The organism is Spirochaetota bacterium, assembly GCA_025061835.1.
GTDB lineage: Bacteria > Spirochaetota > Brevinematia > DTOW01 > DTOW01 > SKYB106.
Map to the genome: position 1 here is coordinate 1 of JANXAC010000013.1, position 12,389 is coordinate 12,389.

Annotated in this window: 11 protein-coding genes and 3 tRNA genes; 7 read left to right on the top strand and 7 right to left on the bottom strand. The window is 35.3% G+C overall.

Translation table 11 applies throughout. The annotated features are described in order from the left end of the window. Positions 1-278 precede the first annotated feature (278 nt). Both NZ579_05695 and pyk read left to right on the top strand, forming a co-directional pair. Positions 279-935: a hypothetical protein gene (locus tag NZ579_05695; GenBank protein ID MCS7299433.1), complete on the top strand. Its 657-nt coding sequence runs from the start codon at positions 279-281 to the stop codon at positions 933-935. Positions 936-948: 13 nt separating this feature from the next. After that, positions 949-2,394: a pyruvate kinase gene (pyk, locus tag NZ579_05700; protein MCS7299434.1), complete on the top strand. Its 1,446-nt coding sequence runs from the start codon at positions 949-951 to the stop codon at positions 2,392-2,394. Here pyk and NZ579_05705 read toward each other — a convergent pair. The 6 genes from NZ579_05705 to NZ579_05730 form a co-directional block, all read right to left on the bottom strand. Then, positions 2,378-3,958 (bottom strand): penicillin-binding protein 2, encoded by a 1,581-nt coding sequence (locus tag NZ579_05705; protein ID MCS7299435.1) that lies wholly within the window; start codon positions 3,956-3,958, stop codon positions 2,378-2,380. The two genes, pyk and NZ579_05705, sit on opposite strands and share 17 nt — an antisense overlap. A gap of 9 nt (positions 3,959-3,967) precedes the next feature. Next, the gene (locus NZ579_05710; protein MCS7299436.1) at positions 3,968-4,825 is read right to left on the bottom strand and encodes a hypothetical protein; all 858 of its coding nucleotides are present in this window, start codon (positions 4,823-4,825) and stop codon (positions 3,968-3,970) included. 44 nt (positions 4,826-4,869) lie between these two features. After that, a complete protein-coding gene (locus tag NZ579_05715) occupies positions 4,870-5,505 on the bottom strand; it encodes a hypothetical protein (GenBank protein ID MCS7299437.1) in 636 nt (211 codons plus the stop codon). Continuing rightward, complete coding sequence (gene cdaA / locus NZ579_05720) at positions 5,468-6,256, bottom strand: diadenylate cyclase CdaA (GenBank protein MCS7299438.1); 789 nt, start codon at positions 6,254-6,256, stop codon at positions 5,468-5,470. The genes NZ579_05715 and cdaA overlap by 38 nt, the downstream gene beginning before the upstream one ends. Positions 6,257-6,454: 198 nt before the next feature. Further along, on the bottom strand, positions 6,455-7,375 hold the full coding sequence (locus NZ579_05725) for an RluA family pseudouridine synthase (protein ID MCS7299439.1): 921 nt from the start codon (positions 7,373-7,375) through the stop codon (positions 6,455-6,457). Between the two features lie 130 nt (positions 7,376-7,505). Beyond that, positions 7,506-9,158, bottom strand: a complete 1,653-nt coding sequence (locus NZ579_05730; GenBank protein MCS7299440.1) for a tetratricopeptide repeat protein — start codon at positions 9,156-9,158, stop codon at positions 7,506-7,508. 102 nt (positions 9,159-9,260) lie between these two features. On the opposite strand from NZ579_05730, the gene NZ579_05735 reads away from it, so the two are divergent. From NZ579_05735 to NZ579_05755, 5 genes are all read left to right on the top strand, one after another. Further along, a complete protein-coding gene (locus tag NZ579_05735) occupies positions 9,261-10,532 on the top strand; it encodes an SLC13 family permease (protein ID MCS7299441.1) in 1,272 nt (423 codons plus the stop codon). Between the two features lie 112 nt (positions 10,533-10,644). Next, a tRNA-Tyr gene (locus tag NZ579_05740) sits at positions 10,645-10,728 on the top strand. 4 nt (positions 10,729-10,732) lie between these two features. Continuing rightward, a tRNA-Phe gene (locus tag NZ579_05745) sits at positions 10,733-10,805 on the top strand. A gap of 5 nt (positions 10,806-10,810) precedes the next feature. Beyond that, positions 10,811-10,884, top strand: a tRNA-Ile gene (locus NZ579_05750). Positions 10,885-10,899: 15 nt separating this feature from the next. After that, a complete protein-coding gene (locus tag NZ579_05755; protein ID MCS7299442.1) occupies positions 10,900-11,682 on the top strand; it encodes a hypothetical protein in 783 nt (260 codons plus the stop codon). 5 nt (positions 11,683-11,687) lie between these two features. Here NZ579_05755 and NZ579_05760 read toward each other — a convergent pair whose 3' ends face one another. Beyond that, entirely contained in the window at positions 11,688-12,170 is a 483-nt protein-coding gene (locus NZ579_05760; protein ID MCS7299443.1) for a flagellar protein FlgN, read from the bottom strand. Between the last annotated feature and the right edge of the window lie 219 nt (positions 12,171-12,389).

A 12,389-nucleotide genomic window follows, 5' to 3' on the forward strand; every position in this document is an offset into this window, starting at 1 on the left:
GGATTGAAACATATTCCTTAGTAAATCTTCGTATTGTCCTAGTTCATGTTTTTACCTACCCTTTCAGGGATTGAAACATATTCCTTAGTAAATCTTCGTATTGTTCTAGTTCATGTTTTTACCTACCCTTTCAGGGATTGAAACTCCTCCAAAAGCCAAAAAGATAGAAAAAATAAATGAAGTTTTTACCTACCCTTTCAGGGATTGAAACATACTCTCTTTGGATTTTTGATTTTAAGTAGGTCTCTCAATTATCATAAAGTCATGGAGGTTTGATTATGAAAGTTAAAGATGTAATACCTTATTTATCTGTAGCATTGGTTTCTTTAGGTTTAGGAGTTGGTTTAACTCTTATAGTCTCCAATCTTCTTATTGCTAAACCACAATCGTCGTCTCACATGCTTAACATGTTTGGATTGACACAGACAAAACCACAATCCTATATCCTAAGAGTAGGAGATTACTATCTATCAACAGCAGATTTTGATAAGGAGTATATGTTTGTAGTTGAAACATTGTCAGGAGGAGACCCTAATAAAAAAAGTTTATATCTAAACGACTTATCAACGAAAAGGAACTATTTGGATACTCTAGTTAATGAGATTGTATTAGTGATTGATGCCTACAATCAAGGGTATTTATCATCACCAGATTGGAATATCATATCAAGGGTTTCATTGAGAAAATCCGTTGTTGATGGTTTCCTACTAAAGAAAATAGATGTAAGCAAGATACAAGTATCGGATAAGGAAGTTGAGGACTTGTACAACAAGAATAGAGACTATTTTAGACAAAACAACATCCCTGCTGAGAGAGCAGAGGAACTGCTAAGAGCGCAACTTAGAAGTCAGAAATTACAGCAAGAGGTAGCAAAGTATATACAAGGAGTAAGAGATAAACTAAATATTGAGAAAGTAGAAGAAAATATAAAATAAATCTGGGGGGGATATGCTTTCAGTCTTGAGTGAAAAACATATCAATAGAACGAAAATAATTGCTAGTCTAGGTCCTTCTTCAAGGAAAAGAGAAGTGGTTGAACCTATGACAGAGATAGGTGTAGATGTTTTTAGGATGAACTTCTCTCATGGAACTTACGACGACCATAAACTCAGTGTTACTCTAGTCAGAGAGGCGGAGAAGAAATATAACAAGGTTTCTGCCCTTATGGGAGATATCCAAGGACCTAAGATAAGGGTAGGACAAGGACTTCAGATAGAGGTATCCGATGGAGAAGAGGTGCTTATAACGAATAAGTCTAACTTTGATAGAGTCTCAAAAAACCTACCGAAGTCTATATGGGTTGATTATGACCCTATTGTCAAGGAGATCAAGAAGGGGGATAAGGTCTTAATAGACGATGGAATGATAGAATTAGAAGTTTCTGATGTGAATGACTCTTACTTTGTTTGTAAAACCATACATGGTGGAATAATTAAAGAGAGAAAGGGGGTTAACTTACCTTACACTACTTTGAGTATCTCTTCAATAACGGAGAAGGATGCAAATGATATAAAGTTTTGTGTAGAACATGATGTTGATCTTCTTGCTCTATCATTCGTCAGGTCATCAAAAGATGTCAAAGCAGCAAGAGATATATTAATAAAACATAAAAAGGTTATACCAGTGATAGCAAAGATAGAGATGGTTGAAGCCATAAGGAACCTGGATGATATAATAGATGCTTCAGACGCTATAATAGTCGCCAGAGGAGACTTAGGAGTAGAATTCGGTTTGAATGAAGTTACACTAGTTCAAAAATTAGTTGTTGAGAAAACTAGACTTGCTGGAAAGCCCGTTATAGTAGCAACACAGATGCTTGAATCAATGACTAAAAACATCAAACCAACACGAGCAGAAGTTGCTGACATAACAAACGCTATACTTGATGGTGTAGATGGACTTATGGTAACTGGGGAGACTGCGGCAGGAGATTATCCAGTTGAGGTTGTTAGAACTCTCAAGAATATAATAACAACTGTTGAAACAAGTGAATTTTACAAGAGCTCATACAAGAATTATGACTATCCTCAAACAAACGACCTAACAGAGTCAATAGCATTCGCAGCAAGTCAGATATCTAGAAAACTTAACACGAAATTTATTGTGAATTTTACTCAGACAGGAGCATCCTCAAAACAAATATCAAAGTTTAGACCATCCTGTGTGATAGTATCACTAAGTCCAGAAGAACAAACATTGAGAAAGCTTAAGCATGTGTGGGGTATCGTTCCTAGTCTAGTTAAAACGGCGAAATCAACAGATGAAATGCTTGAAATGGCTAGAAACCTAGTTAAAGATTATGTGTCTAAGGGCGATAGCATTGTTGTGACATCTGGAGTCCCTGTTGGTGTTTCTGGTAGCACCAATATGCTAAAAGTTATTGAGTTTGAATAATTTTTGGATTGTAAGACACTATTTTCTCAACAATCCTTTTAAAGGTAGGTGCTGATGATGCACCTCCTTGCTTTAGTCTTTGTGGATTTACTAATATAACAACACCAATAAGCTGTGTATTGTTGTATGGAACTAAACCTAGAAACACAGCGTTATACTGGTCTTTGTAGTATCCACCTTGAGGGTTGTATATCTGTCCTGTGCCTGTCTTACCTCCAACTTCTAGTCCAGGAATATTCGCTAATTTTCCTGTTCCGTAAACAACACTATCTCTTGCATACATCTTAACTTTCCGAATAACCTCATAAGGTATTACCGAAGTGCTACTAAACTTACCTACTTCCTTTACACTTCCATCAGGTAGAATAACCTCTTTGACTAGTCTAGGATCAACAACCTTACCATCATTAGCAATAGTGAGACCTAATCTCAGTAGTTGTAGTCCAGTTACTCCTATTTCTTGACCTATAGATAACATATACTTTGATAAGCCACTCCACTCATTAAAGGGTCTCAATATACCTCTCTCCTCACCAGGTAGTCCGACTGATGTCTTATCTCCAAAACCCATCTTTCTGAGAAAGAAATACAACTTCTCATCATCAAGTCTCTCAACAATTTTTAGCATACCGACATTACAAGAGTACGCTATTATCTCCGACAAACTCACATCACCATGAGATTGCTCTCTTATCGTGTGACCAAAAACTGTTATACTACCACCACAGTTGTAAATATTCTTTGATATTTCTGGAAACTCCATAAGAGCGATAGAAACAGTTGATAGTTTCATAACAGAACCCGGCTCTATTATATAACTCGCAACTCTTGAATTGAACGGTATAACCTTAAGATTATTTGGATCAAATGAAGGATAATCAACGATAGATAATATCTCCCCATTCCTCTTTGAGAAAACAGCCATACCTAGTTCTGCTTCAAAATCCCTTACACTTTTGGCAAGTTCTAGATAGGTTATCTCTTGGATATACTTATCTATAGTGAGATAAACTTTTCCATAGCCTCCATTTTTCTCAATCAAAACATCGTCAAGACTATACTCAAAGCCTGAAATACCCCTATTATCAAGATTAACAGCCCCAACAACGGTGCTACTCTTCTCATAAAGAGGATATCTTCTAATGTATTCTTCAGTGATCCTGATACCTTTCTTACCAAACTTTGTCTCAAATTCATTTGTTATCTTTACAACAATCTTTGCTTTATCTTCAGAAACTTTCCTAGCAAGCCATACAAATCTAGAGTTTTTACTCAATCTGTCCATCAGAGATTTTTTATCAACTCCTAGATATTCTGAGACTAGAGATGAGATAAACTTCTTTTCGTAGTCTGATAGAATACTAGCATCTGCCCATAAAGAGAAGGTTTTATAACTTATTGCTAACACATTACCGTTTCTGTCGTAGATAGGACCTCTGTTACCAGTAAAATCAGATTCAGATTTTTCAGCACTAGAACTAACAACAAGAGATGTTATCCTAATTATTACAATTATTACAACAACCATGAATATTCCAAAAACAAACCACGCTCTTGTCTTCATCTTTAAATTCTAGAACTTTTGAGATCTAACCTGAACCAAATTCACTTCCACCTTATAATCCCTTGATATCTTTTCACCATCCCTTTGAGCTTCCAAAAGGACTTTGTAGGGACCTATGTAAATCTTACCATCTAACTCTCTCACTTTGAAATTCTTTGATTCAATAGAACTCCTAACAACAGAGTTATATTTTGATATTATCAAGTAATAACCTTCTTCTAACGAAGCCATAGGATCATTACTTTCATTAGCATTATCTTGCTTCCTAGACGATAACAAAACCTTACCCCAGAAAGTATTTTGATAGTTTGACGTTATATCACTGGATAGGACTCTAGCATCTTCCTCCCTACCAAGGTTCTTAAGTATCAAAGACTCAATGAATTTTGACTTAAGTTGATAAAATTCATCTTTCGTGCTGATAACTAAAGTATCTCTATAGTTTGACATAGAGAAGTATAGTTTGATTGAAAAGTCTATATTCATCCTTCCCGTATTGCTAGCATTGACAAGAGATTTATAAACCTTTCTTTCATCTTTTGTGTTGATGATATCAATCAAGTTTGTAGTATCATATCCTGAATATGCTAGCAGAAATGACAATAACTCTCTCGCTTCAGGTAGATTTGAGTTTGATAATATTTTTATTGCTTCACTTATGTTGGTAAAAAAGGAAAGCCTGTAATTCAGAACATTGGTTTCGTATCCAGAAAGTTTAGTTTGAGACAGTGTAGCATATACACCTAGAGATTTGAGATACTCTCCTGACAGGAATAATTCCTCCCCTATATAAAACCTCTCTCTATCATCCGCGTAAGCATAACCTAACAATACCACTAACAAAAAACAAACTCTTAATAATTTCATACACTTACGAAAAATTATAACCAACATACTTCCACTTATTCACCTTAATTACCTCTTTTTGAAACGTTGCTAAAGAAAAGCACATTTGGATAGTAAGACAAGAACTCCGTGTTTTCAAGCACAACAGTGCCCGATGTTGAGTTAGTATCAATGCTTACTCGTATAGTTGTAAGTTTAGGAATATTTCTTGATATTGTTCTTATCTTCACTTCGTTTGGAAATACATAGTAGTACGGTGAGTTTGCAACCTCAACAGATAGATTTGTCTCAACTAGTTTATCAATATCTACCAAAATCTCCTTTGGAGATGTATATAGTTCTAAGTTTTTCATCTCATCGGGTAGAACAAGCTTTACTTCATATATACTATTAGGACGTTGAACTGATAGATCTACGTAGGCGTATATTGAATGACGGGGTAGCTCAAGTATCTTTGATAACTTCTCCTTACTTCCTGTTATCTTAACTAGGACATAATTAGGAATGTTATTATGATTTACGATAGTAGCGTCAGGGGGCAGCCCGCGATAGTTAATAGGTATGTAGAATTCATAGCTATCTGTTGTAATGTTTTTCAAGTAGAACCATACTATGAACGCAAGCACGAGTGATAACAACTTCAGTGGTAGGTTATGTGTTATCTTATCTAGCGAAGTTCTCAAAATAGTTCTTAAGGACATCTTCAACAACCTCTAGATCAACATCATAGTTAAAGTAAAAATCCATTGCTATTGATATTTTACCTGTTTCTTCTGAGATTATCAAAGCAATAGCATCAGTCTCTCTTGATATTCCATATCCTGCTCTGTGTCTCGTTCCGAGTTTCTTGAATACTTTGTCGGAAGGCAAGCCCGGTGGTAGAGGCCCTATTGGTAGTATGCACGCCGCCGCAACTATTTTAAGACCTCTTACTATTGTTGCTCCATCATGGAATGAGGAACTTTTGTTAAAGATACTGAGTAGTCTGTCTTTGGATATAGTAGCGTTCATCGTAACACCTGTGTTTATATAGTCCCCGAGTGGAACTCTCCTTTCAAAAACCAGAATGGCACCAATCCTTTCTTTTGACATTGTATCAATAGCTTCTAGGATTTCTTTGAGTTCATGTGCGTATGGCTTCGGCTTTGACTCAGCCCTACTCAAAATCCTGAGAGACCCTATATGTAGCAGGATGTCTCTTATCTCTTCCCTGAAGATAAGTATTAAGATTAGTATTGAGTAAGTAACAACGCTATCAAAAAACCAGTTCAGGACCTCAAAGTTTAGCAATCTTGAAACTATACCTATTAGAACGAATATAAGTATTCCATTTATTATCGTTCCTGCTTTGGTTTTTTTTAGGAAGTCAAAAGTTTTGTAGATTACAAACCATATAATTGAAATTTCTATCGCACCGATTATGTATGGCCTTACAAAGCTAATAAATTCCATAGACACGAATCTCTTCAAGATAAAATTGTTTTTTCTACCATCTATGCAAGTACTCCTATCCTGTTTATCCGTTCGTCTGTAGATAATTTGTATAATACGAGTAGTGAAATTTTAATCGTAAGTATCCTTAAAATTCTAGTTGTTTGGCACGATATGTTAATGTTGATTAAAATTAACTTTCTTGGAAAATGGTTATCTCTAACAAATTACTAATCCTGTAATCTCTTGTAATCTTTTGAAATCATTGCTTAGTTCAACTTGGAATGTCATAATCTTATCAAACCTTGGATGTGGGAAGGTAATTTTCCTTGCAACCAGTGGTATAAAGCCATCAGGGAGATTGAAGGCTTTGATGTGTTGTTTGTAACTACTACTGTAAAGTGTATCACCAACTATTGGATGTCCTACGCTCTTGAGATGAACTCTTATCTGGTGTGTTCTCCCTGTTATTGGTCTTGCTATGACTAATGAGAAGTTTTCGCTTGTTTTCACTACTTCAAACTCAGTTATTGCTTCTCTACCTTCTGGTATTATATCCATCTTAAGTCTGTTGTAAGGATTTCTTCCTATCGGCTTATTTACTACGAATTCCTTTTCACTTATTCTTCCATTAACTATAGCCCAGTATTCTTTATGAACTAACCTATTTTTGAAGAAGGATGAAAGTCTGTAATGTGCTTTATCATTTAAAGCGATTACCATCACGCCAGATGTTTCTTTGTCAAGACGATGAACTATGCCAGGTCTTATGTATCCACCTGCCGTTGAAAGTTTGTCCTTAAGGTTGTGTAGTAAAGCGTTAACTAATGTGCCACTCCAGTGTCCTGGAGCAGGATGAACAACCATATTATGAGGCTTATTTATTACTGCTATATCATCATCTTGGTATATTATCTCAAGGTCAAGCGGCTCTGGTAGAACATCAGTCTTCTCCGGTTCAATATCATCAAAAGTTATAACATCACCTTCTTTAACCTTGTATCCAAAATTCCTGACCTTGTCATTCACATAGACTACATTCACCTTACTCTTTACTTGACTTCTAGTGTAAGGTACATACTTTGATATTACAACATCCACTCTATGTCCTTCATCATCTTTTGAGCAAACTATACGCATAGTTTGTATATGCTAAATAGTGTGAGTAATTTTAATAAACTTCTAAAACGAAAGTGAAAATTCTTTACTTAAAGAACCTTAGAAGACTTCATTATAGTCTTGGTAGAGTGCGGAGTCCAAAAAAGTAGTTTTACTTCTTTGAAACATAATCTTGTATCTTCTTAAGTTCTATCTCGTTAGGATATAAGTCAAGTCCTTTTTGAACCACCTCTCTTGCTTTCTTGAAGTTTTCCTCGCTAAATGCAAGATGTCTAGCCCATCCTATATATATGTTTCTTCTTATATTATCAAGCTGCTTTGAATAGTTTAACTCCAAAGCTCTATTTATAAACGACATAGAATTTTCAAAATCTTTCTTGTCAAAAGATATTTGTGAAAGTTTAGCATATGCTATTGAGCAGTTCTGTTTGAGGACATTATCTCTTGGTAGGTCCTTTATACCCTCTTCAAATACTCTTACCGACTCTTCCAGTTTTCCCCCGTTCATAAGTTCTACTCCCCAAACATTGTAGTAATATCCAAGGTTTTGCTCTGCTTCCTTACCTTCAGGAAAGATTCTAATGAACTCTTTATGATAATTAACTGCCTTCTCGTACTCCTTTCTACCAACAAAGATTTTTGAAACCTCAACAAGAAGATTGATCCCCGCATTGTATGTTCTCTTCCTATCAAGGTCCAAACCTTGAGATATTACCTTAAATATATTATCGTAGTTTCCTTTTTGGATTTCACTTTTACCCCAGCTTAGAACGAGATAGTCTGTCAAATCCACAAGCTCATCGTAGTATTCAGGTCTGTTTTTCTTCACATAGTTTATGAACTGGATAGACTTTGCATAATCGCGAGTATTTATAAGGTGAAGTGCATAGTTGTAATAGGTTGCTCTCAAGAATTCTAGTATTTCCTTGTCATTCCTAAAGATTGTAAGAGATTCTTCTGCAAATTCTATTGCTTTTTCATAGTTATTCTTCTTTGAGTAATCGGTGAATAGTCCTATGTAGGCACTCCTCAAGTTTGTGTATGCTAGAAAAAGGTTTGTTTCAAGTATAAGTGCTTTTATTGATGCCTTGAGTATTTCAGCGTAATTACCTACATCTTTATAAACAAGAACCTGATTGGCATACATTGACGCAAGGAGTCCATCATCACCAACTTCAACCCTCTTACCTTTACCTTCAGGAACATAAACATAGGATGTTCTTTCTTTTAGTTCCTTTATAGCATCTGGATTTCTTACAACATCAAACCCCTTCCTCGCAGTAGTTTCAACCTCTACTCTATAGTTATCTAGATAAAAAACGGAAAATATGTGATCTGGTAGTTGTATAACTCTAGGTTCAAATCCAAACTTTTTCAAGATCAGGTTGTAGATCGCTGTAGAATTTACACAGTTATAGTATCCAGTGTCAAAAAGCTGATCAATGTCCGTTGATTGCTCAAGGTAAGACTTAAAGATATTTTGGTGAAGGTAGTCAAAGATAAACTTCGCGGTATCGTATCTTGATAGTTTTCTATCCTTTAGAGAATTACTAATGTCAGTAGATATCCTATCAATCATCTGCTTATAGTATGCTATTTTTGAAGTGTCATAAACACCAGAAGCCATTATCATCCAAGTATCCATATCCTGTATCTTACCAGTCCTTGCGTAGTCTTCAAAAAACTTCCTTTCCAGTTCGCTATTGTAAATACTACCTACTGAAGACTTGAAGTCATTAAAGTTCAAACCAAGTGATACAGATGAAAGTAGAACTAGAAGAACTATAGATAGCAGTCTAACCATAGTTATTCTCCGTACAAACTAACTAAAATATAAGAAAGTCTATTTATCGTTTCAAATACTTTTTGAATCAGACTTTTTTAAACTTGTATAATTGAGGCTCTTATGAATAGCACTTATGTATCACTTGCCATTTTTCTATTCGTTTATATCGTAATATCTGCTAGACAGACAAGGATACTTAACTTGAACAGTGCTTCTGTCGTTTTAGTTGGGTCTGTGTTGATGGTTCTGTTTGGTATTATGACACTAGAGGAGGCGTTCAGGTCAATTGACCCAAACACAATTATACTCTTACTCGGAACTATGATATTCTCTGCTTATCTTGAACGAACGAAGTTTTTTGAATCCACCTCTCTTTGGTTTATAAGGAAAGCAAATACTCCAAGCCTAATACTATTAGTTATAATATTGGTTTCTGCATTCTCATCTGCGTTTTTTGTAAATGATACCATATGTCTTCTAATGACACCACTTGTTATAGCAGTAGTTAGAAGAGCAAATCTAAATCCTGTTCCTTTTCTTCTCGCATTGGTTATGTCTTCTAATATTGGAAGTGCTATGACACTTATAGGAAACCCTCAAAATATGATAATAGCAGTTCATTCTGGTCTTTCATTTTCAAAATACTTTGTATACACTTTGCCTCTAGTAGTTTTGTCTCTAGTGATTGTTTATATCTTTATATACCTTGTTTTCTTCAAAGATATGAGAAGTTATGAATTTACGAAGGATTTCCCAATTTACAGAATACCACAGCCCTACATCAAGATACTTTATAGACTGGGAATTCTTTTTATTGTTTTCGTATTGTTACTCTTCCTACCGATAGAGGAATATTTGAATATAGATAGAAAGACAAAGTTACCTTTGGTTGCAATAACAGTAGGTGCTATATCTATTATGATAGGTAGGTTTAGACCTGATGAGACACTCAAGATGGTAGATTGGACACTAATATTGTTCTTTTCTGGATTATTTGTGGTTGTAGAAGGCGTCAGGGAGAGTAGCACTTTAGAAAAGGTTTATTCACTTCTATCACCTTACTTTGGTGAGACACAGTTTCAACAATATCTATCCTTCTCACTTCTTACACTTTTAGGTTCTAACCTAGTGTCAAATGTTCCATATGTTGTTATTGCTAAATCTTGGGTTTCAAATTTCATCTCCCCCGAGAAGGTTTGGGTTTTACTAGCAGTCATAAGCACATTTGCAGGTAATCTAACGGTAATAGGTTCGGTTGCTAACATAATCGTTCTTGAGAAATCAAAGAAGATTTGTAATATATCATTTTGGACATACTCAAAAGTGGGGATTCCTATAACTGTAATAACATCTCTTATTGCGTTACTCTACATTTTGATAATACCTTTCTGATATCTATCGGTGATGTAAAATCTTTTATACAGACTTTGCAGTTTTTGAGAAAATTTTGTATTTGACAAATCGTAATTAGAATGTTTAACATTATATTTGCTGTTTTGGTTGTGGAGAGATACCCAAGCGGCCAACGGGGGTAGACTGTAAATCTACTGGCTTTACGCCTTCGGAGGTTCAAATCCTCCTCTCTCCACAGTGGGGAGGTAGCTCAGGCGGTAGAGCGAGGGCCTGAAAAGCCCTGCGTCGTCGGTTCGACTCCGACCCTTCCCATACTGGGGCCTGTAGCTCAGCCGGTTAGAGCAGCTGACTCATAATCAGCGGGTCGCAGGTTCGAGTCCTGCCGGGCCCAAATCAAGGTGGTAGAATGAAAATCAAAGAAATCACTTCACAAGAAGTTCTCAATATAATCTCAACTCTCATAGAAGTTCAAAACATCTACTTTGACATAACGCAGCACAAAAAAAACCTTGAAGAGAAATATAAGAAGATAGAAGGATACAAAAGGGAATTAAACAGACTCCAAAGGAATTTACAGAAATATGAGAGTAAGAAAAAGGAGTTATTGGTTCAGAAACAAATAGTTAGCGAGAATCTCTCCTCAAACAAGGAAAGACTTCAGGAGTTAATGCAGAGAGAAGAAGAGATCGCAAGAAACCAGAGAAGTATTGAGTCTTTCAATATAGAAATTACAACAATAAGAGCCACTATAAGCACAATATCAGAAGAATTGAGAGATATTGATGAACAAATAAACGACATTGACGATAGGTATGCTCAAACCAAAGCCAAATATGAAAATATCAAGATAGAGTTTCAAGCGGAAGAGAAGGTTCTAGAAGAAGAAACAAAAGAAGTTGCGAAAGAGATAAAATCACTTGAACAGATCAAGAAAGATAAGTTATCAAAAGTTCCTCTTCACATAGCACAGCACTTCTCAAACATACTTCAAAAAAAGAGTGGTGTTGCTATAGTTCCTATAGACAAACTCGGTGAAACAAAGAAATACAAGGAGGAATATTACTACTGCACAGGATGTAATATTGTCCTACCGTATGTAGTGATTGAAAAAATAAAACACAAGGCAGATATAGTTCAGTGTCCATCGTGCTTTAGATATCTATACGAACCATCTTGGTTTGATACATAGTAAAACTAAGTGATAGTTGAATAGGTGTTTATATCTATACTTATCTCTTTTCTCCCTTCTTTGTTATACTTATCTTTGAATGTGTTTGGGTCTATAACTTTTTCTAGAATTGCTATTGAGACATTCATAGCACTCTCTATCAGGATTCTATTTTCAAACGATAGCATCCTAATCTCTGATATTATGTTTGTTATTTCATCTTTTAGTGCTGTAAGTCTATCCTTGTTTGACGCAAAGAGTACCACTCTTGATAGGTTAATTTCACCTTCTATATTGAACTTTTGAGATATCCTCTTAACTATATCGTTTCTTGTGAATTCATACTTCTCTATCTCTCTAAACAATTTCTCTTCTTCTGCGTTTATCTCTAACAGTCTATCCAAATCTCTACATAAAAGACACTCTTTCTTCTGTTTTTCTTTTTCAACGATATCTAAAAGTATCCTTTTCTCATCCTCAAGAATATCAATTAAATCCTTCTCCCACATACAAACACCTCTGCTAGCACACCACTAAAATTTTCGGAATATTTGAAAACCCGTGAAGTATATATTCCAATCTTAAACACTAGGATTACATCACATTGATTTGTAACCACCTTTTCGCAATAGGAGTATAATCAACGAATACTCAAAAACATCTACTAACAGCCTAACAAAAAATCTGTAAAGTCAGAACTCTCTAGTGTAGAACTACTTTTTTAGGTT

Excerpts from the sequence above, each read along its gene's own strand:
- NZ579_05695 (MCS7299433.1), top strand. The coding sequence starts at position 279 with ATGAAAGTTAAAGATGTAATACCTTATTTATCTGTAGCATTGGTTTCT.
- pyk (MCS7299434.1), top strand. The coding sequence starts at position 949 with ATGCTTTCAGTCTTGAGTGAAAAACATATCAATAGAACGAAAATAATT.
- NZ579_05705 (MCS7299435.1), bottom strand. The coding sequence starts at position 3,958 with ATGAAGACAAGAGCGTGGTTTGTTTTTGGAATATTCATGGTTGTTGTA.
- NZ579_05710 (MCS7299436.1), bottom strand. The coding sequence starts at position 4,825 with ATGAAATTATTAAGAGTTTGTTTTTTGTTAGTGGTATTGTTAGGTTAT.
- NZ579_05715 (MCS7299437.1), bottom strand. The coding sequence starts at position 5,505 with ATGTCCTTAAGAACTATTTTGAGAACTTCGCTAGATAAGATAACACAT.
- cdaA (MCS7299438.1), bottom strand. The coding sequence starts at position 6,256 with ATGGAATTTATTAGCTTTGTAAGGCCATACATAATCGGTGCGATAGAA.
- NZ579_05725 (MCS7299439.1), bottom strand. The coding sequence starts at position 7,375 with ATGCGTATAGTTTGCTCAAAAGATGATGAAGGACATAGAGTGGATGTT.
- NZ579_05730 (MCS7299440.1), bottom strand. The coding sequence starts at position 9,158 with ATGGTTAGACTGCTATCTATAGTTCTTCTAGTTCTACTTTCATCTGTA.
- NZ579_05735 (MCS7299441.1), top strand. The coding sequence starts at position 9,261 with ATGAATAGCACTTATGTATCACTTGCCATTTTTCTATTCGTTTATATC.
- NZ579_05755 (MCS7299442.1), top strand. The coding sequence starts at position 10,900 with ATGAAAATCAAAGAAATCACTTCACAAGAAGTTCTCAATATAATCTCA.
- NZ579_05760 (MCS7299443.1), bottom strand. The coding sequence starts at position 12,170 with ATGTGGGAGAAGGATTTAATTGATATTCTTGAGGATGAGAAAAGGATA.